This is a genomic window from Mesorhizobium japonicum MAFF 303099 (genome assembly GCF_000009625.1).
Classification (GTDB): Bacteria; Pseudomonadota; Alphaproteobacteria; order Rhizobiales; family Rhizobiaceae; genus Mesorhizobium; species Mesorhizobium japonicum.
On the sequence record NC_002678.2, the window covers coordinates 6,839,426 to 6,861,017 of the forward strand.

Consider the following 21,592-nt stretch of genomic DNA (forward strand, 5'->3'; position numbering starts at 1 on the left):
GCCTACTGCCATGATTTTGCCGCAAGGCTGGCATTTCACCTTTTATCTCAAACCGTTAGGTGATCACGTCAGATTTCGCATCGTCGTCATCTTTTGTTCGCTAAATGGGAACGGAAGCGATAGACGGGCATTGTTTTGCGACGCGTCAACCGTTACGTGTCAAACAATGGTGCAGTGCACAATATGGCATTGAGCACAGTAGAGAATTGGCGGAGTAGCTGAAGTGTCACTTCTGCAGATCTATTGGAGAGCGCTGGGCTATCTGGCCGCCGACAAGAGGCGCGTCGCGCTGATTTGCGGCGCCAATGTCGCACTGGCCGCTATCGCCATCCTGGAGCCGATCATGTTTGGCCGGGTGATCGATGCCATCTCCGAGCATGGTTCGGTATTCTCCACGCTTGCCGTGTGGGCCGGTTTGGGCGCCTTCAACGTCATCGCTTTCGTCCTGGTGGCGCGCGGCGCCGACCGCTTTGCTCACGCCCGGCGCAGCGAAGTGCTGTGCCAGTCCTTCGAGCGCGTCATCACCATGCCGCTCGCCTGGCATCATCAGCGCGGCACGTCCAATGCCCTGCACACCTTGCTGCGTGCCGTTGAGACGCTGTTCAGCCTGTGGCTCGAATTCATGCGCCAGCATCTGTCCACGGCTGTCGCGCTCGTGCTGCTCGTGCCGACGGCACTCAGCATGGATGTGCGTATGTCGATGGTGCTGCTGGGGCTCGGCGTGCTCTATGTCGGCATCGGCCGTCTGGTGATGAAGCGCACCAAGGCGGGCCAGGCAGCCGTCGAGCGCCATTACCACAAGGTGTTCGCGCATGTGACGGACTCCGTCAGCAACGTCGCCGTTCTCCAGAGCTACAACCGCCTTGGCCATGAGGCCGAGACGCTGCGTCGCTACGTCAAGAACCTGCTCGACGCGCAGAACCCGGTGCTCGACTGGTGGGCCATTGCCAATGCGCTCAATCGCCTGTCGTCGACCATCTCGATGATGGTGGTGCTTCTGATCGGCGCCTATCTGGTGACCCATGGCCAGCTGCGCGTCGGTGACGTCATCGCCTTCACCGGTTTCGCCACGCTGCTGATCTCGCGGCTGGACCAGATGTCGGCTTTCGCCAACCAGATTTCGGAGGCTCGCGCCAAGCTCGAGGAGTTCTACAAGCTTGAGGACTCGGCCGCCGATGCCGCCGAGCCGGATGGCCTGCGCGACCTCACCAACGTCACCGGCCATGTCCGCTTTGAGGATGTCGGCTTCGAATTCGCCAATTCAGGGCAGGGCGTCAGCGGCGTGTCCTTCGAGGTTCAGGCCGGCCAGACCGTCGCCATTGTCGGACCGACGGGTGCTGGCAAGACCACGCTCATCAATCTGCTGCAGCGCGTCTTCTCGCCGTCCACTGGCCGCATCCTGATCGACGGCATCGATACCCGCACCGTAACCCGCAAGTCGCTGCGCCATTCGATCGCCACGGTGTTCCAGGATGCCGGACTGCTCAACCGCTCGATCGAGGACAATATCCGCGTCGGCCGCGCCGATGCGAGCAATGTCGAGATCCATGCCGCGGCCGTCGCGGCTGCCGCGCAGGACTTCATTCTGGCCAAGAGCGGCGGCTACGACACGGTGGTCGGCGAACGTGGCGGCCAGCTGTCAGGCGGCGAGCGCCAGCGCATCGCCATTGCGCGTGCCGTGCTCAAGGATGCCCCGATACTGGTGCTCGACGAGGCGACCAGCGCGCTCGACGTCGAGACCGAGGACCGCGTCAAGGAAGCGATCGACGAGTTGCGGCGCGACCGCACCACCTTCATTATCGCCCACCGCCTGACCACCGTTCGCGACGCCGATCTGGTCGTGTTCATGGACAAGGGCAGGGTGGTCGAAATGGGTGGCTTTGCCGAACTGTCGCTACGCAACGGCCGCTTTGCCAGCCTGCTGCGCGCCGGCGGCCTGCTCAACGATGAGGAAGTCCGCCGCCTCAGCCGCTCCGTGCAGGGCGAGGCCGCGTAACTCTTCTCCTTCTCCCCCAAGGGGGAGAAGGGGGCGCTTCCGCGCCTGCGACACCGCCGCTCGATTGCCCCGATCGCGCCGGCGGTCTATGTAAAGCCGCATGAGCGACACGACTTCACGCCTGAGCGGCTGGATGGACCTTGCCAACCCGACGCGCTTCGTTGGGCTGGCCGACAAGGTCGTGCCATGGCTGGCGACGATCGCCGCGCTCATCCTTGCCGTCGGGCTTTATATGAGTTTTGCTGCGCCGGAGGACTTCCAGCAAGGCATCACAGTGCGCATCATGTACATCCATGTGCCCTTCGCCTGGCTTGCCATGATGTGTTACTCACTGATGGCCGTCTCAGCCCTTGGCACGCTGGTCTGGCGCCATCCGCTGGCCGATGTCGCGCTGAAATCGGCGGCCCCCATCGGCGCGGTCTTCACCGCACTGGCCCTGATCACCGGTTCGATCTGGGGCAAGCCGATGTGGGGCACCTGGTGGGTATGGGACGCGCGCCTGACCTCGGTCTTCGTGCTGTTCCTGATGTATCTCGGCATCATCGCGCTGACCCGTGCGCTCGACGATGCCAGCCGCGCCGCCTGGGCCGCCGCCATCATCACGTTGGTCGGCTTCATCAACATCCCGATCATCAAATTCTCGGTCGACTGGTGGAACACGCTGCACCAGCCGGCCTCGGTGTTCCGGCTCGGCGGCCCGACCATCGACCCAAGCCTGCTCTGGCCGCTGCTGGTCATGGCTGTCGGTTTCACGGCGCTGTTCTTCGCGCTGCACCTGATGGCGATGCGTACCGAAATCCGCCGTCGCCGGGTGATCGCCATGCGGCGTGTGGCGGCGCGGCAGGCTGAGCGGGCTTAACCTTCCCCCTTGTGAGAGAAGGGAAGGCCACTCATCCCATTTTCCCCCGCGCTGCCACCGGCAGCGTTTCCAGCACGGTCTCGCCGTCGATCAGATTGACCTCGTTGAACAGATTGGTGACGACGCAGCAATGGTCGGGCACCACGCGCACGCGCTCGCCGATGCGCAGCTTCGCATCACCGGAAAGCGTGACAGTGCCATGTTCTTCGCTGAGCCCGGTGACCCTTGCATCGGGAGCGCCGAGCAGTTCGCCAAAGTCTTTTAGCCCGAGCGTGTCGCTCGACAGCGCCTTGCTGCCGCTGTCGAGAATGGCGCGTGTTGCCGTTGGATGGCTGACGACGGTGGCGAGCACCGTGAGGGCGCAATCGTCGAGGGTGCCGACGCCTTTGGCGACCTGATAGCGGTCGAGATAGATGTAAGTGCCGGGCCGATATTCGGTGACAACGCTGTCCTCGCCGGAGCGCCACATGTCCGGGGTGCCGCCGCTGGAGATGCGTTCGCAAGCGAGACCGGAAGCGGCAAGCGCCTGCTTGGCATTAGCGAGCCAGGCTTCAGCCTCTGCCGCGCGGCCAGCCGCCGGATAGGTCATCAGCCCGCCGAAGGTTAGGCCACCGGCCTTATCGATCAGCCTTGCCAGCGCAACCGCTTGGTCAGCTGTCTGCACGCCGCAGCGGCCCATGCCGGTGTCGCATTCGACCAGAACCTGGAGAGGATGGCCGGCATCGGTGAAAGTGGCGGCCAGTCCTTCCAGCGTCTCCATGCTGTCGGAAGTGACCGACAGGGTCACGCGACCATGCAGCGTCTTCAGCCGTTGCAGCTTGGCGCGGCCGAGAATGTTGTAGGGCAGAAAAATATCGGACAGCCCGGCATCGGTCATCACCTCGGCCTCGCCGATCTTCTGGCAGGTGATGCCGACGGCACCCGCCGCCACCTGCTTCTTCGCCCAATAGGGCAATTTGTGCGTCTTGATATGCGGCCTGAGCTTCAGTCCGTTTTTGTCGGCATGGGCCTGTGCGCGGGCAATGTTGGCTTCGGCGCGCGCGGCGTCGATCAGGATCGACGGCGTATCGAGGTCATGGACGGTCGGCATCTTCTATCCCTGTAAGAATTCGCAGGGTTTATGAGCCTGAAAGTGCTTGATGTCACGCGGCCAGCGGACCGGATCGCTGGGCCATCCCTGCGTGGCGAAGGGCACGGCAGGCAGTGAGATGGATCGACACCGCAGCGGCGTTCGGCTATGCGATTTGTCGAAAAAAATGATACGAAGGGTTACGATCATGAAACGCTCCGCCATCAACGACATCATCCGCGAAGCCGACGCTTTCATCCGCTCGTTCGGCTACATCATGCCGCCCTTCGCCTATTGGTCGCCCGAGGAGATGAAGGCGCGCCAGGTTGATTCTTCGGCGATCTTCACCTCGCGGCTCGGCTGGGACATCACCGATTACGGCCAGGAGAAGTTCAACGAGCTCGGCCTGTTCCTGTTCACCGTGCGCAACGGCCGCTACGAGGACATGAAGAAGGGCATGGGCATGCTCTATGCCGAGAAGATCATGATCTCGCGCAAGGACCAGCTGTCGCCGATGCACCGCCACAACATCAAGGCCGAGGACATCATCAACCGCGGCGGCGGCAAGCTGGTGCTGGAACTGTTCATGCATGACCGCGACGGCGGCATCGACCCCAAGGCCGAGGTGTCGGTGCCGGTCGATGGAACCATCCACCGGCTGCCGGCGGGCGGCCTGCTGAAGCTCGACCCGGGCCAGAGCGTTACGCTGCTGCCTGGCGTCTGGCATGCGTTCTGGGCCGAGGGCAAGGACGTGCTGATCGGCGAGGTGTCGACCGTCAACGACGATCTCACCGACAATGTCTTCCGCGAGCCGATCGGCCGCTTCTCCAACATCGACGAGGATGTCGCCCCGGTGCATCTGCTGGTGGCCGACTATGAGAAGTGGCTGGGGTAGGGCAGGCCAAACTCGGTTTGGCTCCGTTCTACCGCGCGTACTTATCCGCCTTGCGATTGCCGAGCAGCAGCTTGCGCTCGAGATGCGCCCTCAGATCACCGTAGTAGGCGGTCAAAAAGGTCCTTGAATCGATCGGCTCGATCTTCGCGCCGATCTTGTGACCGATCGTCTCGGCAACAGCTTTCATCGCGAAATAGTCGTCACGGCGCAGCACTTCTTCCAGCTTGTGCAATTCGGCGATGCCATAGGCATCGAGCTGCGCCGGGCTGAAATGGAAGCGCCTGGCGACCGGATCCTTTCGCAGCGAAAGGTCCTCGACCAGCTTGAGTTTCGGCGTCTCCACCACCCAGGTACCGGCAAGCAGGTCGCCAATGCGCAGCCGGTCGCGGTTGAACAATAGAAACAGCGAAAACAGCAACGCCCACACCAGCCCGAAAATCGTCGACAGCGTGTCGGCGACGCCGGCGCCGCCGCGCGCGGCGATGATCGACAGCGGCAGGAAAACCTCGATCTCGCGCATCAGGTTGCGCGCGATGACCTGGTCGATGGTGAGGCCTGCGCCGCTGCGCGAGGCGACCCGCACGCCAACGATCCGCTTGCCGGGCGTCGCTGCCCGCCGCCCCGCCTCGAAGGCGATGAAATAGACGTTGCGCAGCAGGAAGATGAAGATGATCCAGACGATGAAGAGCGGCTCCGCCTCCTTCACGCCAAGGCCGCCGAGGCCGAAGATGACGACCAGGGTGACCGCAATAGCGGCAGCGACGATGATCACCACATCGAGCAGGAAGGCCGAAGCCCGCGTACCGGCGTCCGCCAGCTTGACCCTGAGGTCGACACCTTCCGGCGTGATCAGCGGTCTTATCAGCTCGGCAGGGTTCCTAGCCGTTGCCATGCCGCACCAACCGGAACAGATAGAAATAGGCGATCCATAACGCCAGCATGCCGCCACCAATGGCGTAGCGCGTCGCATCGCTGGTGATCGTCTGCCGGCCGATGCCTTCGAGCAGGCCTGCAAACAGAAGCATCACCATCACGCCGACCATCGCGGTCGCCGCCACCCGCCCGGCCTGGGCGGCGGCGGCCATCCGTGTCAGTTCGCCGGGGAAGGCGATGCGCGTGCCGATCCGCATGCCGGCTGCGCCCGCGAGCGCAATGGCGAACAGTTCGGTCGTGCCGTGGATCGAAAGCCAGCCGCCGAGCTCGAAGCCCAGCCCCTTGGCCGCATAGACCTGGAACAGTGCGCCCAGCATGCATCCGTTCATCAGGATGATCAGCACGCTCGGCACCGCGAAGGCGAAGCCGAGAGCAAAAGCCAGGATCGCCACCTGTGTGTTGTGGGTGAACAGATAGGCGGCGAAGCCCGACAGGAAGTGGCTGCTGCCGCCATCGTAGAGCACGCTGCGCAGCACTTCGACCGACGAATCCGGGTTGCGCCCGCCGGCAAGGGTGGGTGCGATGATGGCGTCGTACCAGCGCTTGTCGGACGCCACCAGCCAGTAGCCGGCAATGGCGCCGACGACAGTCAGTGCGACCGACACCGAGGTCTCGCGCCACAGATCGCGGACTGCCGCCGGCCAGTCACGCAGGAAGAAATCGCCGACGCGCTGCCTCAAGCCTCGTCGCGCACCATAGAGGTAGAAATAGCCGCGCAGGCTGAGCGCCTCCAGATAGGCGATCAGCGCGCTGTCGAGCGACGTCGCGCGGGCCACCGAGAGCGAGGACAGCGCCGAACGGTAGAGCAGGGGCAGCGCCAGCAGCTCGTCTTCCGAAAGCGTGCGGGGCGCGCGTTTTTCGACGCGCGAAAGCAGCGCCTCGAACGCCTTCCAGTCGGCCTCGCGCTCCTGGCGGAAGCTGGCCAGCGACTGGCGTACGGCATCGGTGCCGGCTTGCAGCGTCATAGGAGGTTCTCCTCCTTGAGCTGGATATAACGCTCGACCAGCGCCGGACCGAGCCGCTGATGGTCGGCCTCGATCACATGCGCGCCAAGCAGCCGCAGCCGCCCGATAACCACTTGCCGCTCCCGAAGCAGGCCGCCCGCGGTGACCGCGCGGGCCACATCCTCGGGTTTCGTGGGCTGCATGTCGGCCAGCGTCTCCAGTTCGACATCCTTCATCAGCATGAACAGCACCAGATGCCGCTCGGTCAGCCGGCCGACGGTGCGCAGCATCAGTTCCGCGCTGATCGGGTCGACGAAATCGGTGAAGACGATGACCAGCGAGCGTCGGTCGAGCTTGGCCGCCAATGTCGTCAGCGCCAGGGTGAAATTGGTCTCCGCGCTGGAATAGTCGATCTCGGCCGCGCGCTTCTGGATCATCGTGAAGCTCGGCGAGCCGCGCACCGCGCCGCTCGAGACGCGAGGCGTGGCATCGAAGGAGAACAGGCTGACAAGGTCGCCGCCCTTGAGCGCAATGAAGGCCGACAGAAGTGCTGCCGTTACCGCGCGGTCGACTTTCGGCACGCCGTCGACCGGCTCGCACATCAGCCGGCCGCTGTCGATCGCCAGCACGATGTTGTTGTTCTCCTCGACCCTGAACTCGCGCGCCAGAAGCTTGCCGTGGCGGGCGCTGCGCTTCCAGTCGATCATCCGCCGGCCCATGCCAGGCTGATAGTCCTTCAGCGCCTCGAACTCGCGGCCCTGGCCGGCGCGCCTCTGCGCGTGGCCGTCGGCGAGCGCGGAGCGCTGCAGCAAGGTGATCGCCTCATCGCGGGCGCTGCTGACATCGGGCAGCACCGCCACCTTGCGGTCCATCGGCAGCACGACCTGGTTCCAGGTCAGTCCGAACGGGCCGTTCCAGCGCAGCCAGACCCGGTCGAAACTGGCGATGCCGCGCCTGCGCGCGGTGAATTCGAGGTCGATCGTGCCGCCGTTGGCCGGCAACGCGCCGCCGGTGCGGCTGACCGGCTCCACACGCTGATCGTGGCCGACACGCGCTTGCAGCATGCGCGCCCGCTGGCCGAGGCTGGCCGCGACATGCACGGTAAAGCGCCCGCCGACGCCGACCTGCGGCGGCGCCGAGAGACTGGCGCTGAGCGAGGCGCGCCCGCGCCCGGCCGCCGCGTCGACCGCGAGAAATGCCAGAAGCGCGCAGATCCACAGCAGGCCCAGATACCAGACGTGCGGCAGCGCAAGCGCGATCAGGAAGGCAGGGATCGCCCCGGCCACCGCTGCCCACACCGCTCTGCCGGTCGGGTAGATCAACGCGGCGCCTCCGTCTGGTCGACGAGGTCGGAAACGATCTGCTCGACAAGCCGCCCATCGATCTGCGCGGCCGGGGACAGGATGACGCGGTGGCGCAGCGCCGGTATGGCGAGCGCTTTGACGTCGTCGGGGATGACATAGGCGCGGCCATCGAGTGCCGCCCTAGCGCGTGCGGCCCGCGCCAGCATGGCGCCCGCCCTTGGGCTGGCGCCAACCTCGAGGTCCGGACTTTCGCGCGTGCGGCGCACGAGGGCCGCGATATAGCCGACGACATCGTCGACCAGCGTCACGTCACCAACCGTGGCAAGTGCTGCTTCCAGTGTCTTGCGGTCCGTCTGCGCTTTGATGCCGTATTGCGCGATATCGTGCGAGGCGGTGCCGCCGCCGTGATGCACAATGATGGCGCGTTCCTCCTTGAGATCGGGATAGCTCACCCGGTGCTTGAACAGGAAACGGTCGAGTTGCGCCTCGGGCAGGGGGTAGACCCCCTGATGCTCGATTGGATTCTGCGTCGCCACCACCATGAAGTTCTGGCTGAGCGCATGCGTGGTGCCGTCGAAGGTGACGGCATGTTCCTGCATGGCCTCCAGAAGGGCGGCCTGCGTCTTCGGCGGCGTGCGGTTGATCTCGTCGGCAAGCAGAAGGTCGCAGAAGATCGGCCCGCGCGTCAGCGTGAACTGACCGCTCTGGAAATTGTAGATGTTTGAGCCGACGATATCGCCAGGCATCAGGTCGGGCGTGAACTGGATGCGGCCGTAGGCGACGCCAAGTGCTTGCGCGAAGCATCGCGCGGTCATGGTCTTGGCGGTTCCCGGCGGGCCTTCCAGCAATATGTGGCCGCCGGCGAACAATGCCGTCAGCATCAGATCGACCGTGTCGCGCTGCCCGGTGATCGCTTTCGCCACTTCTTCCCTGATCGCGGTCGCCAGGGCCTTCACATCATCGACGTTCACCGAGCCTCCTTATCGTCCAGTCATGCAGCGCTTCCGCTGCCTCATGCATTTGCGCCAGGGTCCTGGCTTCGCTCGCGGCCTTGAAGCGGCGGCTGAAGCCCTGCATTTCGCCTCGGTCGCGGGAATCGAGCCAGCGGTCCAGTGCTTCGCCCGGCAAGCCTTGCGGCGCGCCGAGCAATGCGCCGGCACGCGCACGCATCAGCGTCGCATACCGATCGCCGAGCTGCCCGAGCCGCCCGGCGCGCTTCAGGAGCATCGCTGTGGTGTCGACCAGCGCCCGCTTGCCGAAGGCAATCGCCCGGGCCTCGGTGCGCGGCGGTCCGAACCGGCCGAGCCCATGCAGGAAGGCGAGGACGGCCGCCGCCAGCACCGACAGCGTCAGCGCCAGGAAGGGCGGCTCGACCAAAAGCTTGGCGAGATCGTATTTCTGGCCGACGCCATGTAGCGTCAGGTCGAACATCACCGCGCCCTTGCCGGGCTCCAGCATCGCGATGATGTCGAGGGCCGCCGCCGCCTTTTGCGGATCCTTCAGCGCGGCGTTGTTGATCAGATCGGGGTCGGTCAGGATGTAGAACGGCTCGTCGTCGAGCTCGGTGAGAACGGCCTTGCCATTGCCCGCCGCGATCAGGGGGTGGTCATCCGCCACCCATTGCAGCTCCTCCGGCGCGGTGACCATGCGGCCTGCGACGTCGATCTGCCCGACCGAACTCTTGCCTTCGCCGAGCTTGGCCTTGGCGATGCGGCCGAGCCAGTCGTTGACGACCGTATCGGGCAGCCGTTCGATCTTCGTCTCCCAGCCTTCATGGTCCTGCAGCGGAAAGGTGAGCCATTTGGGCAGCACGAACAGCGTGGCCTTGCCCGAGCGGAGCTCGATGATTCTTGCCAGCGCAGCCGGATCGCTGTTTGGCGCGATGGTGACGATCAGCAGGAATTCGGACGCCAGGCCCGAGCCGAGAGCCTGCTCGCTGCGGGCCATGGGTGGCGCCTGCCCATTGGCGAGTTTCAGCCACTCGACGAGCCCGGCATAGCCGGAGCCGCCCTTGGAGAGGGGCGTGCCGCCGCCTTCCGGCTGGCGAAAGTCCGGCGCGTAGGTCGACAGCAGGAAAAATCCCGCCGCGGCCAGCAGACTGGCAAAAATGCCCCAGAACAGGGTTTTGCGGCTGAACGGTTCCTGCGCGGCCTCCGCCGCCGGCGCGCTCATGTCCAGGCATCCCGGAAGGCGAAGCGTTCATAGGCGCCGCGCGCCTGCCGCCAGCCTTCGGGGCCGACCGGCCGGCGGGCAAACAGCGCTGCCTCGACGATGCGCGCGATCTCGCTGAAGGCGCTGCGTGCCCGCGCCGGCAGCGATGTGGCGCCGGCGATATCGCGCGCGGTGAGCGACGGGCGCAGGAAGTCGGGCAGCCGCCCGGCAATGTCGGCGACGCTGCGGCGAAGCAGAAGATGCACCGCCTCGTCATAGGCGCCGCGCGCGGCGAGTGCGTCGGCCTCGGACAGCAGGATCTGCGCGGCACTCGCATCCGGACGCCATGCCTCTTCCGCCTCTGCCTGCTTGCGGGCGCGCCGCCACGGCAGGCGCCATGCGACGCCCTTGGCTTCGAGGGCAACGAGAACCGCGATGACCGCGACGCCGATGATCACCGCACCCCAGAACAGGTAGATCATATAGGGGCCGATCTTCGCCAGTGCGTGCAGAAAAGGCCGCAGCCATTCCGGTGGCTCGGGTTGCACCAGCGCCGGCAGGTCAAACTGGATAGAATCGTCCGCAAGCAACTGCTTGTGTATCTTTGCCAGCCATTCGGCGTCCTGCGGCTGTGCGACTGTCACCCGCTGCCCCTCTGCACCTGCGGTTCGGCGCCGACACTGGCAATACGCCTGGACAATTGCAAGTCCACTGGACGAAGCCTTTTAATCTTGGCAGATTTACTTTCGAGGTTGGCCGTTTGGATGTGGCGACGGCTCGGGGGGAAACATCATGACTACTGCGACACTGGGACAACCCGGCCGGTTCGAGATCGGCAGGGTGTTCAACAACACCTTTGCCGTCATCGGCCGCAACATCGGGCTTTGCCTTGGCCTTGCCGCGCTGTTCGCCGGCGTGCCGACGCTGCTTGTCCGGTTGTGGACCCAGCCGCAGATCGACGCGATCTTGCATGGCGATCCGGGCGCGATGGCGGATCCCCATGCGATGTTTCGCGATTCCTACCTCAGCCTTGTCGCCGGGCTGGTTTCCTTCGTTTTCACGCTGCTGCTTCAGTCATCGCTGGTGCGGGCAACCATTGAGGACCTGAACGGCAGGCGGCCGTCCTTCGGCGACTGCATTCAGATTGCGGTCCGCTTCCTGCTGCCGACGCTGGCGATTGGCTTCCTCGTCGCCCTTGGCGCCGGCCTTGCCATGCTGGCCCTGATCGTGCCCGGCATCATCCTCTGGCTCGGATGGTCGATGTCGGTGCCGGTCCTGATCCAGGAGCGGCGGGGCGTATTCGGCTCGATGTCGCGCAGCCGTGCCCTGACAAAGGGCAATCGCTGGTCGCTGTTTGGCTTGTTTCTCATATTGATGATCATAGCGATGGTCATCCAGTGGGGGATATTGCTGGTTTTCGTCCTGTTTGGCGGGATTCTGGCGCAGCTGGGCGCCGCACTGGTGCAGACCGTGGTCGCCATGGTGCTGTCGATCGCCGCCGCGGTCAGCTATGTCGAGTTGCGTCAGGTCAAGGAAGGCGCAAGCATCGACGAACTGGCGCAGATATTCTCATAGCGGACGGCGCAGTTCGTCTGAGGGTGGCAGCCCACTTCAACGATAGCGGCAAGAATCTGGTTTGCGCGCTCGTCCGGCACAGGCATGACGGACTGGGTCGGGGGCGGTCATTCTTGAGGATAGGTCTACCGAGTCCGATGCCAATTGCGACAGCTTCATCAAAATGGATGGCGACTTTCGTCCGCGCCTGTGGTGGCATCCAGCCCAAGTGGAGAGCGTCCTCCCGGAGCAACAGGTGATCCCATCTTCCGGAGTGGCCAACTCCCTCTTTAAGCGGGCCTCTTTATAGGCTCCGACCGAGGACAGTCGATATGTATGATCCTGCCGAGAGGAACAAATGGCCGCCTCGTACCCAACCAGCCGAAGATGAGCGCCTGGCGCGGCTCGAGAAAACAGCCAGGCTCAAGCGGCTTCGGTCCTACGCTTCCTGGCTTGCGCCTGATGCATACGCCCAATTTCATGATGAGATCGACTGCTCTGCGCTAATTGAGGAAAGCCGTTCATTGCGCTTGGCCTGATCGGCTGGTGCCGCCGCGCTGCAGCCACAAAATCCTGATCCAAGGCCGGTCTGTGCGGTGGCGGCTCGGGCTTCCATCTCCTGAAGGTCGGGGTTCGGATAGAAACATCCTCAGATCGGAATTTCAGTGACAGCAGCCGCGCTGCACGCTCGTCCGGCACAGGCACGATGAGCTGATCGCCACATCCGCCTTGGCCAGCGCGGTGGCGAGCCTTGCCTGCAGGGCCGGCAGCTCCCCGCTCTCGCCACGCCGTCTCAAACATTCGACCAGCCCGTGCAGCGCCCAGACATTGTCCGGGTGCTGTGCGCAGCGCTGCACCTTGCCGCTGAGGCCGAGGTCGTCGCGATAGACCTGCTCGGCCTCTTGCATGTGACCCTGGTCGAGAAGCAGCGCCGCCAGCGCATGGCGGGGCGGGTGCATCCACGCCCATGGCTCGGTGTAGGCGAGGTTATCATCCAGCTCGACTGCCTGGCGCAAATGGGCGTAGGCCACCTCGTGCCCGCCCTGATGGTAGGCAAGCTCGCCATCGAGCAAGGCGGCACCGACGGCGAGGGAGGCGCGGGTCGGGTTGCTGAGGAAACGCCGCTCGGCTGGAATGGTCTCCATATGCCGGTGGAACCGGTCGCGCTCGCGCTCGGCCTCGGCGAATTGGCCCAGCGTCGCATGCGCGACACCCTTGGCGTAATGCTGCATGGCCGCCGTCAGCACATAGAGGCCGGGCTCGTCGACCGCCGGTTCGGCGATGATCTCCTGCCAGCGGCCGAAGCGCACCTGCACATGCGATTTCATCGCATGATAGCCTTCCACCGTTTGCGTCAGCTTGGGCCGGTCCTGGATGGCGACCACGTCGCGCGTCACCAGGCTGCGCACCTTGTCTGCGGCCCACAGCGCCGGCCGATACTGGCCAAGGAACATGCAGGTGAACATCATCAGATGCAGATCGTGGCAGCAGCCGAGCAGGTAATAGGTCGGCTCGTCGGCATAGGCGAGATAGAGGTCGTTGGCGCGAACCGCCTTTTCGCTGGCGATCTTCGCCTTCTCATAGTCGCCGCACAGCACGTAGATATGCCCCGGCATGTGGTTCATGTGCCCGGCATCGGGGCACATTTCGCCGAGCCGGTCGGCCGAGCGCAAGCCGCGTTCCGGCATGGTGGACATTTCCAGGAGATGGATGTGCAGATGCAGGATCGCCGGATGTTGTGCGGCACCTGCCTCGTTGGCAAGCCGGATCGACCGCTCGCAAACCTCCAGGGCTTCAAGCACGTCCGAATTCGCTGCCGGTTCACCGGTCTTGAGGTTCCACAGTCGCCGCACCGTGCGCATCATCAGCGCCTCGACCAGCAGCGCCATCACATCATGGTCGTCGGGAAAATCCTGATAGACTCGCCGCATCGCGCCGGCATAGGCATCATCCCACTGTTCGAATTCCTGCGGGCTCACCCGCTGCGGCTTCTGAAAGCGAGAGGCCAACGCCTCGATCAACCGCCGCTCGACCTCGCCAGCGCCGGCCGCATGGGTGCGCGCCAGCTCGACATGCTCGAAACAGCGTTTCGTCGCGCTGTTGGCCTCGGCCTCGCCATGTTCCTTCCAGGTCAGATTGTAGAAAGGCCCGGCGGCATAGGCGATGCCCCAATGCACCATCGCGCAGCCCGGATCCGTCTCCAGCGCCTTCTCGAAGCACTTGATGCCTTCCTCATGGTTGAAGCCGTAGCACCAGTTGAGCCCGATATCGAACCAGCGCTGGGTCTCGGTGGAACGGGTGGAGATGGGGCGGCGGTAGCTGCCGAGGTTGAAGCGGTCCATGGGTTCTCATTCAAGGTCTGGGCGGCCGCGAGCCAAGCTCAAGGCCAGATTCCCTAGCCATCAAAGTGCGCCGAAATTTCCAGGCATGGCAAACGCCAGGACGCGCGGCCTTAGCCTGTCTCTTCGTTTAGCGCCTCGCTTTGCCAGCCGGCCAGCTCCGGCAGGTCGTCAAGCCAGCTTTTCTCGCTCACCAAGGCATCGCTGGCCTGCGGTACGGCCTCCGTGGCGTTTTGAATCAGCCAGTCCACCCACTTCCGATAGGCAACCGGATCAAGCTGGGGCGGCAGCACCTTGGCCTTGGCCAGCATGCGTTTGCGGAAACTGGTTTGCCTGCGCAGTTTGGTCGTCGTGAACTTGATGACCTTGCCTTGATAGTCAACCATCCAGCGGTCGCCTCCAAGACTGACAAGGCTGTCGATGGAGAAACCGGCATCAACCGGTCTATCCCGCCATGGAAGCTCGATGGCATTCTTCCTCAGATCGAGTGCCCATCGCCTATAATCGGACCCGGCGCGCTGCGGCGGCAGCACGCCGGCCTGTTCGAGCATCTTCCTTCGGAAGGTTGGCTGCTTCTTCAACTGGCCGGTTGTGAACTCGACGCGATGCCCACGGGACTCGACGTGCCAACGGATCCGTCCGTTGCCGACATACTTCACCAGCCTGTCGATAAGGAATTCGCCATCGGCAAGCGTCACGCAGCCCTGCTTGATGCCTTGGAGAATGAACTCGGTGTCAGTGACCACTACGCGGCCTCGTTGAGGAAACTTCTACGGAGCTTATCCATTGGAACGCACCAGCGGCCAATCTTTTTTACACTGAAAATCTCACCTGCTTCGGCTGCCACAAGCTCTTCCATCCTGACAAGAATGTGCAAACCGTCGTGTTACTGTCCGATGATGTCACGTCATCGATCTGATTGCGATCGAAGCAAAATGGGAGAGTTCGCCACGTCCAGGATCAACCGCCGCGCCTTGCTTTTCCACTCCGGCAGCGCAGCCGTCGCCTCGACGGTTGCGGCAACGGCACACGGCACAGGATCGCCGGGCCGAGACCAGGAACCGTCCGATAGATTGCGGGAGCTGATTGAGGCGCACAGGACGGCATACGCTGCGTTCGGCAAGGCGCTGCACGACACAGGCGGCGGCGACTCCGACAGAGCCAGCCGGGAGGAGGAAAAGGCGCTGCTCGCCATCTGCGGCTACGCCGCGGTCGAGGAAGGCGATCGCCTGGCCAAGGCCAGATATCTTTTGGAGATTGAGGCGCGCGGCGAACTCGACCTCCCGGAGCATATGCAGGCCGTCCTTCGATCGACGATGTGGAAGGGATGAGGCGACCCGCGCAATCACGACAATGTCATCGCGCTGATGCGCGCGGCGGTCCCGGGCTACATAAGTCATGTCGCGCCGGCAGCCTCGCGGTCCGACTCGAACCTTTTAGCCGGCAGGTTTGCAGCCTGCCCTACGCCGGCTTGGCGTATTGCTCGGCGCTCATGACCTCGATGCAGACGAAGCGTTCGTTGCCTTCCACCCAGGCGTCGTGGCCGGGCGGGATCGTATAGGACGTACCCTTCGTGAACGTTTTTTGAGTTCCGTCATTCATCTTGACGGTGATGGTTCCGGAAACGACGTAGCCGACATGCGATACCTGACAGCTATCCGTCTTGACGACCGGCTTCACGCATTCGGACCATTTCCATCCCGGCTCCATATTGAGCCGTCCGAGCGTAAAGCCTGGAAGCCGCACCACCTCGACGCGTGTCTTGTTGGGCGAGCGAACTTCATCCGGGTTGTCGTGAGATTTGGATTCAAATTTGGTGACATTCATTCCACCATCGGCCATGGCATCCTCCCATACGCGACGCGGAGCCCGATGCTGGCACCTTTCCATTATATTAGCAATTGCTTTTATATGTTGCGAAGGTCGACCACAGCTGCGCTCACCACCTAAACTGGTGCCTACAGCAGGACACTGAATTCTGTATAAGCGGCTGATATTAGTCGGAAATAAAGAATGGCTGGGGAACCTGGATTCGAACCAGGACTAACGGAGTCAGAGTCCGTGGGTCTACCGTTAACCTATTCCCCAGCAAGCGCGGTCATGAACCGCGCGGGCCGAACGGCTGAGCCGCTTGAGCGCTGCCTTGTAGCCGCCAGCGGAAAATAGTCAAGCCTGCTCTGCGGTTCAACGCTACGTTTTGACAGCTGGTTTCATACGTCGGGGTTCAGGTGCGCGGGCACAAAATCCGATCCGCGCCTCAGCTCTCCGTCCGGCTGAACTGCGAACGCTCGAAGAACAGCACCACGCCCAGCCCCAGAATCAGCGGGATGATCAGATAAAACAGCCGGAACACCACCAGCGCCGCCAGCACGCCGACCGGCTCCATGTCGGAAAGGCCGGCCAGGAACACCACCTCGAACACGCCGAGTCCGCCCGGTGCATGCGAGATCTGGGCGACCGAGAAGGAGACGAGGAAAACGCCGAGCACGACGAAATAGCCGGGATTGTGCGCCTCGGGCAGGGCGAAGAAGATGATCGCCGCTGCGGCAATCAGTTCGATCGGGCCGATCAGCAATTGCCTGGAGACGATCGGCAGTGCCGGATAGTGCAGCTGGAAGCTGGCGATCTTCAGCGGGCGCAGATGCAGCCAGCTGCCGAAGATGTAAGCGGCGACGAGGAGCAGCATCGCGATGCCCGCCGCTTCCGACAGGCCATGATGGGCGATGCCAGAAAAGCGGTCCATGATCTGAGGCTCGAACACCAGCACGAGGCCGGAGGCGAGAATCGTCGACAGCACGAAGGTGATCCAGCAGATCGCCACCAACACGCCGACATCCTGGCCGGTCAGGCCCCTTGTGCCATAGGCGCGGTAGCGGATGACGGCGCCAGAAAACACCGAGCCGCCAATATTGTGCGACAGCGCATAGGTGGTGAAGGAACACAGCGTCACGAACAGCCACGACACACGCTTGCCGATATGCAGCAGAGCGATGTGGTCGTAGCCGGCGAGCGCGGCATAGGCGATGACGGAACTCAGCGCCGCCAGCACCCAGCCGCGGCTAGGGATGGCAGCGAGCCCATCCCAGACATCGTCGAGCGAAATGCCGCGCAGTTCGTGCCAGAGCAGCAACAGCGAGAAGATCACCGCGGCGATGCCGACGACCGGCCAGAAATAGCGTCTCCAGTTCATTGCCTGACTGCCATGCGTTGCCTGTCCGCTTCCTTTTCGCTTGATGGTGGGAGGCCGGCTGTCCGGTGACTTCCATTCATTTCAGAAATGCCTCATTGAAGCCGGCTATTCAACAGCGAACACTTGTCGCGCCGGCCGCCGGCAAGATCTGCCCGCAGCGAAGGCGGCGCAAACGGCAGGGATGAGGCATCGGCTTCGACGAGACTCGTCTTCGCCGGCGTCCGCGCTACCAATCCAGCCTTGCGGGTACATTACGCGGTAGCGCAAAAAGGCCGTCCGCGCCCGGCCGGCAAAATTCGGCATGCGGCTCTTGGTGATCGGCCACGGCACTGTTAGTCTGGCGGCAACTTGAAACATGCCAAAGCGCCTGCTGCGTCCTTCACCGGTTCGCGCGGCGCCGGAAGGAACGACAGTGGAAGACCGCGACACCGGCGCAGGCGCGTCGGAGGTGGGCGCGTCCAGCGCTTCCCCAGGGCCACCAGGCTCGGGGACAGCCGGTTGGCAGCAACGCCGCCCGACGGAGCAGCGCTCCGCCGGTGGGCAGGCGGGTGGCGACGCGACCCCTCACCAGAAGGGCAAGCCCAAAAAGCGGCGCAAGCGAAGGCGCGGGCGCAAGGTTTTTGCGCGCGACGAGACGCAGGGCAATCGATCGCCGGTGCCAGGCCAGGCCGCTGTTCCGGCTTTGGAGGCGAAGCAGCCGACGGCGCCAGCAATCTCCGCCACCGCTCCCGCGCCACGCCCCGAACAGGGCACGCGCCGGCCGCCTGTGCATGAACTACCGGTCTTCGCGGCCCTCGACCTCGGCACCAACAATTGCCGGCTGCTGGTCGCCGTTCCCACACGGCATGGCCAGTTCCGCGTCATCGACGCCTTCTCACGCATCGTCAGGCTGGGCGAGGGGCTCACCGCCAATGGCCGGCTCGGCCAGCCGGCGATGGACCGCGCCGTCGAGGCGCTGAAGGTCTGCGGTGACAAATTACGCAGCCGCAAGATCAGGAAGGCCAGGCTGATCGCCACGGAAGCCTGCCGCTCGGCCGAGAACGGCGTCGAATTCCTCGAACGCGTCGAGCGCGAGGCCGGCCTGAAGCTCGAGATCATCGACCGCCAGACCGAGGCGCGGCTGGCGGTGTCAGGCTGCGGCTCGCTGGTCGAGCGCGACACGCAGGGCGTCGTCCTGTTCGACATCGGCGGCGGCTCTTCGGAGATCGCGCTGATCGATCTCACCGGCCGCCGCTCGCCGCGGCTCGCCAACCATATCGTCTCGTGGACGTCGCTGCCGGTCGGCGTCGTCTCCTTGGCCGAGCGCTTTGGTGGCCGTACCGTGACGCGCGAGATCTTCAACGCCATGGTCGACGACGTCGCCGGCCGTTTGGCGAGTTTTGACGGCCGCGACCGGCTGAGCCACCTCAAGGCCAGCCCGAATTTTCATCTGCTCGGCACGTCCGGCACGGTGACGACGCTGGCCGGCGTTCACCTCGATCTGGAGCGCTACGACCGGCGTCGGGTCGATGGGCTGTGGATGGACCGCGACAGCGTCGATCGCATGGTGGAGAGGCTGGTCGGCTGGGATTTCCAGCAGCGCTGCGCCAACCCTTGCATCGGTGCGGACCGCGCCGATCTGGTGCTGGCCGGCTGTGCGATCCTCGAAGCGATCCGCGCCGTCTGGCCGTCGGAGCGGCTGCGCGTCGCCGACCGTGGCCTGCGCGAAGGCATATTGAGCGAGCTGATGGCCGATGACGGCGTCTGGCGCAATGATGGGCGTGGCCGACAATGACCAAGAAACCGGAAAATCCAGGATCGGCCGGCATTCGCGTGCTGAAGACGCGGATCAAGAAAAAGAGTGGCCTGAAGGAATCGTCGCGCCGTTGGCTGCAGCGCCACATCAACGATCCCTATGTCCAGCGCTCGAAGGCTGACGGCTATCGCTCGCGCGCGGCCTACAAGCTGATCGAGATCGACGACAAGCACCATCTGCTGAAGCCCGGCATGAAGGTGATCGACCTGGGTGCCGCCCCCGGCGGCTGGTGCCAGGTCGCTGCCGCGCGCACGAAATCGACGGCGGAAAATCCGCATGTCGTCGGCATAGACTATCTGGAAATGGACGCCGTGCCCGGCGCGCCGGTGCTGTTGATGGATTTCCTCGATCCGGATGCGCCGCAAAAGCTCGCCGAGGCGTTGGGTGGGAACCCGGATGTCGTGTTGTCCGACATGGCGGCACCCACCACCGGCCACAAGCGAACCGACCACATCCGCACCATGCATCTGTGCGAAGTGGCGGCAGATTTCGCGCTGTCGGTCCTGAAACCGGGCGGCCATTTCCTCGCCAAGACTTTTCAGGGCGGCGCCGAGAACGAACTGCTCTCCATGCTCAAGAAGAATTTCCGCTCCGTCCACCACGTCAAGCCGCCGGCCTCGCGTGATGAATCGGTCGAGCTTTATCTGTTGGCGAAGGATTTTAAGGGGCGAGAGGCCGGTCCGCCGTCAGGCGGATCGGAACGTCCGGTGGACGTTTCGAAGGACTTGAGCGCCCGGAGCGATAGCGAAGGGCCGGGCGACGCCGAAGGCTGATCGGCCTGCCAACTTCCGATCCGCCGTCAGGCGGATCGGAACATCCAGTGGAACGTTCCGAAGGACTGGAGCGCCCGGAGCGATAGCGATGGGCCGGGGACGCCGAACCCTAAGCGGACCGCCTACTCGCCTGGCGACCTCGCCGGTTCCAGCGTCTTGGGCGTGGTCAACCGGCCATGGCCGGAGACGGCATTGCCGGCATCGGGCGCCAGCCGCATGAATGACAGCGACGCCGCTGCCGATACCGCCGCCACGATGAAGAAGGCGATGTGGAAATCGCCCAGCATCAGCGGGCCGCCATGGATCGACGTCGAGACTTCCAGAATGCCGCCGGCGAGCGCCACGCCGAGCGCGATCGACAGCTGCTGGAACACCGCCGTGATCGGCGTTGCCTTGCTGGTGTCTTCGGCCGACACTTCGGCATAGGAGAGAGCGTTGACGCCGGTGAAGAACATCGAGCGGATGAAGCCGCCGACCAGCAATATGGCCAGCATCAGCACATAGGGTGTTTCGGGGGTGAAGAGGCCGTAGATGGCGATCGATGCGGCGGCGACCAGCGAGCCGATGATCAGCACGCGGCGGAAGCCGGCAACGCGAAAAATCAGCGCGGTGACGAATTTCATGCCGATCGCGCCGACCGCCGAGACAAAGGTGATCATGCCGGACTGGAAGGGCGTCAGCCCGAAGCCGATCTGGAACATCAGCGGCAGCAGGAACGGCACCGCCCCGATGCCGATGCGAAACAGCGAGCCGCCAAGCACCGATGAGCGGAACACCTGGTTGCGGAACAGCTCGAGCGCCAGCAGCGGATTTTTGGCGCGGCGCGCGTGCATGAGGTAAAGCGCGCCCGACAGCAGCCCGACCCCAACGGTGATGAAGCCGGTCGCCGGCGGCAGATAGGGCAGGCTGACCACCGACAGGCCGAACACGACGCCGGATGCCGCAAGCCCGCTCAGCACGAAGCCAATGAAGTCGAGCGGCGGCGTCTCCATCGATTCGGTTTCCGGCAGGAAGCGCGTCGCCAGCCAGATGCCGACCAGGCCGATCGGCACATTGATCAGGAAGATCCAGTGCCAGGTGAAATAGGTGGTGATGAAGCCGCCGATCGGCGGGCCGACCAGCGGTCCGACCAATGCGGGAACGGTCAGCCAGGACATTGCGGCTACCAGATCGCTCTTGGGCGTGGCCCGCACCAGCACCAGGCGCCCGACCGGCGTCATCATGGCGCCGCCAATGCCTTGCAGGAAGCGCGACACCACGAAGGCCGGCAGCGAACCAGACAGGGCGCAGGCGACCGAACCGACGATAAAGACCGCAATCGCGGCGCGGAAAATGTTCTTGGCGCCGAAGCGGTCGGCCATCCAGCCGCTGATGGGAATGAAGATCGCCAGCGACACCAGATAGGCCGTCAGCGCCAGTTTGAGCGCGATCGGGCTGGTGTGAATGTCGATGGCGATCGCCGGCAGCGATGTCGCGATGACGGTCGAATCCATGTTTTCCATGAACAATGCGACCGCCAGGATCAGCGGAATGGTGCGATTCACGAGCGTGACCGTTTCAAATCTTCTCGTCGGTCGGGGGCGAACCGATATACGGGGCGGTTATCATGGCTGGACACCGATGTCGTGTTAAATTGCTGTCACTTTTGTGCGACCGCAACCACGGGTGGCACAATCAAATGGTCGAAGACGCTGTTGTGCAATGCAACGATCGGCTTTTCATCCGCGCCGCGACGTGTTACCAGCCAGCGCCAATCCTGAAAGGGAAGATGAGAGTCGGCGCTGTCCATT

General features: G+C 64.0%; 20 protein-coding genes and 1 tRNA gene. 7 read left to right on the forward strand and 14 right to left on the reverse strand.

From position 1 onward, the window contains the following. Nucleotides 1-223 precede the first annotated feature (223 nt). Nucleotides 224-1,996 (forward strand): glucan ABC transporter ATP-binding protein/ permease, encoded by a 1,773-nt coding sequence (locus MAFF_RS33835; RefSeq protein WP_010915532.1) that lies wholly within the window; start codon nucleotides 224-226, stop codon nucleotides 1,994-1,996. 100 nt (nucleotides 1,997-2,096) lie between these two features. Next, a complete protein-coding gene (locus MAFF_RS33840; RefSeq protein WP_010915533.1) occupies nucleotides 2,097-2,855 on the forward strand; it encodes a heme ABC transporter permease in 759 nt (252 codons plus the stop codon). A gap of 31 nt (nucleotides 2,856-2,886) precedes the next feature. Here MAFF_RS33840 and MAFF_RS33845 read toward each other — a convergent pair whose 3' ends face one another. Then, on the reverse strand, nucleotides 2,887-3,945 hold the full coding sequence (locus tag MAFF_RS33845) for a D-TA family PLP-dependent enzyme (protein WP_010915534.1): 1,059 nt from the start codon (nucleotides 3,943-3,945) through the stop codon (nucleotides 2,887-2,889). Between the two features lie 187 nt (nucleotides 3,946-4,132). On the opposite strand from MAFF_RS33845, the gene MAFF_RS33850 reads away from it, so the two are divergent. Continuing rightward, a complete protein-coding gene (locus tag MAFF_RS33850; protein ID WP_044550185.1) occupies nucleotides 4,133-4,819 on the forward strand; it encodes a D-lyxose/D-mannose family sugar isomerase in 687 nt (228 codons plus the stop codon). 28 nt (nucleotides 4,820-4,847) lie between these two features. Here MAFF_RS33850 and MAFF_RS33855 read toward each other — a convergent pair whose 3' ends face one another. Genes MAFF_RS33855 through MAFF_RS33880 form a run of 6 tightly spaced genes read right to left on the reverse strand, consistent with a single transcriptional unit; the run spans nucleotide 4,848 to nucleotide 10,795 of the window. Further along, nucleotides 4,848-5,711 carry an RDD family protein gene (locus MAFF_RS33855; RefSeq protein WP_010915536.1) on the reverse strand — a complete coding sequence of 288 codons (864 nt, stop codon included), beginning with the start codon at nucleotides 5,709-5,711 and terminating at the stop codon, nucleotides 4,848-4,850. Continuing rightward, nucleotides 5,698-6,717, reverse strand: a complete 1,020-nt coding sequence (locus tag MAFF_RS33860; protein ID WP_010915537.1) for a stage II sporulation protein M — start codon at nucleotides 6,715-6,717, stop codon at nucleotides 5,698-5,700. The genes MAFF_RS33855 and MAFF_RS33860 overlap by 14 nt, the downstream gene beginning before the upstream one ends. Further along, nucleotides 6,714-8,018 (reverse strand): DUF58 domain-containing protein, encoded by a 1,305-nt coding sequence (locus MAFF_RS33865; RefSeq protein WP_010915538.1) that lies wholly within the window; start codon nucleotides 8,016-8,018, stop codon nucleotides 6,714-6,716. Before MAFF_RS33865 ends, MAFF_RS33860 begins: the two co-directional genes overlap by 4 nt. Beyond that, complete coding sequence (locus tag MAFF_RS33870) at nucleotides 8,015-8,971, reverse strand: AAA family ATPase (RefSeq protein WP_010915539.1); 957 nt, start codon at nucleotides 8,969-8,971, stop codon at nucleotides 8,015-8,017. Before MAFF_RS33870 ends, MAFF_RS33865 begins: the two co-directional genes overlap by 4 nt. Beyond that, the gene (locus tag MAFF_RS33875; protein ID WP_010915540.1) at nucleotides 8,958-10,172 is read right to left on the reverse strand and encodes a DUF4350 domain-containing protein; all 1,215 of its coding nucleotides are present in this window, start codon (nucleotides 10,170-10,172) and stop codon (nucleotides 8,958-8,960) included. Before MAFF_RS33875 ends, MAFF_RS33870 begins: the two co-directional genes overlap by 14 nt. Continuing rightward, nucleotides 10,169-10,795 (reverse strand): DUF4129 domain-containing protein, encoded by a 627-nt coding sequence (locus tag MAFF_RS33880; RefSeq protein ID WP_010915541.1) that lies wholly within the window; start codon nucleotides 10,793-10,795, stop codon nucleotides 10,169-10,171. Before MAFF_RS33880 ends, MAFF_RS33875 begins: the two co-directional genes overlap by 4 nt. A gap of 148 nt (nucleotides 10,796-10,943) precedes the next feature. Here MAFF_RS33880 and MAFF_RS33885 point away from each other — a divergent pair, with 148 nt between their 5' ends. Then, the gene (locus MAFF_RS33885; protein ID WP_010915542.1) at nucleotides 10,944-11,726 is read left to right on the forward strand and encodes a hypothetical protein; all 783 of its coding nucleotides are present in this window, start codon (nucleotides 10,944-10,946) and stop codon (nucleotides 11,724-11,726) included. A gap of 641 nt (nucleotides 11,727-12,367) precedes the next feature. Here the strand turns inward: MAFF_RS33885 and MAFF_RS33890 are convergent. Continuing rightward, on the reverse strand, nucleotides 12,368-14,047 hold the full coding sequence (locus tag MAFF_RS33890; RefSeq protein ID WP_010915543.1) for a hypothetical protein: 1,680 nt from the start codon (nucleotides 14,045-14,047) through the stop codon (nucleotides 12,368-12,370). Nucleotides 14,048-14,157: 110 nt separating this feature from the next. Next, the gene (locus tag MAFF_RS33895) at nucleotides 14,158-14,790 is read right to left on the reverse strand and encodes a hypothetical protein (protein ID WP_044550191.1); all 633 of its coding nucleotides are present in this window, start codon (nucleotides 14,788-14,790) and stop codon (nucleotides 14,158-14,160) included. A 189-nt stretch (nucleotides 14,791-14,979) separates the two neighbouring features. On the opposite strand from MAFF_RS33895, the gene MAFF_RS33900 reads away from it, so the two are divergent. Further along, nucleotides 14,980-15,375 carry a hypothetical protein gene (locus MAFF_RS33900; protein ID WP_044550195.1) on the forward strand — a complete coding sequence of 132 codons (396 nt, stop codon included), beginning with the start codon at nucleotides 14,980-14,982 and terminating at the stop codon, nucleotides 15,373-15,375. Between the two features lie 130 nt (nucleotides 15,376-15,505). Here MAFF_RS33900 and MAFF_RS33905 read toward each other — a convergent pair whose 3' ends face one another. The 3 genes from MAFF_RS33905 to MAFF_RS33915 form a co-directional block, all read right to left on the reverse strand. Continuing rightward, entirely contained in the window at nucleotides 15,506-15,886 is a 381-nt protein-coding gene (locus tag MAFF_RS33905; protein WP_032929843.1) for a cupin domain-containing protein, read from the reverse strand. 172 nt (nucleotides 15,887-16,058) lie between these two features. Next, nucleotides 16,059-16,132: transfer RNA gene (locus MAFF_RS33910), tRNA-Gln, on the reverse strand. A 169-nt stretch (nucleotides 16,133-16,301) separates the two neighbouring features. Further along, nucleotides 16,302-17,234, reverse strand: a complete 933-nt coding sequence (locus MAFF_RS33915; protein ID WP_010915547.1) for a lysylphosphatidylglycerol synthase domain-containing protein — start codon at nucleotides 17,232-17,234, stop codon at nucleotides 16,302-16,304. A 355-nt stretch (nucleotides 17,235-17,589) separates the two neighbouring features. On the opposite strand from MAFF_RS33915, the gene MAFF_RS33920 reads away from it, so the two are divergent. Both MAFF_RS33920 and MAFF_RS33925 read left to right on the forward strand, forming a co-directional pair. Next, a complete protein-coding gene (locus MAFF_RS33920) occupies nucleotides 17,590-19,008 on the forward strand; it encodes a Ppx/GppA phosphatase family protein (protein WP_244420693.1) in 1,419 nt (472 codons plus the stop codon). After that, entirely contained in the window at nucleotides 19,005-19,802 is a 798-nt protein-coding gene (locus MAFF_RS33925; RefSeq protein ID WP_010915549.1) for an RlmE family RNA methyltransferase, read from the forward strand. Before MAFF_RS33920 ends, MAFF_RS33925 begins: the two co-directional genes overlap by 4 nt. A 122-nt stretch (nucleotides 19,803-19,924) precedes the next feature. On the opposite strand, the gene MAFF_RS33930 is transcribed toward MAFF_RS33925, so the two are convergent. Both MAFF_RS33930 and MAFF_RS39590 read right to left on the reverse strand, forming a co-directional pair. After that, the gene (locus MAFF_RS33930; protein ID WP_010915550.1) at nucleotides 19,925-21,346 is read right to left on the reverse strand and encodes an MFS transporter; all 1,422 of its coding nucleotides are present in this window, start codon (nucleotides 21,344-21,346) and stop codon (nucleotides 19,925-19,927) included. A gap of 95 nt (nucleotides 21,347-21,441) precedes the next feature. Then, entirely contained in the window at nucleotides 21,442-21,591 is a 150-nt protein-coding gene (locus MAFF_RS39590; protein WP_155767004.1) for a hypothetical protein, read from the reverse strand. Nucleotide 21,592: the final 1 nt, after the last annotated feature.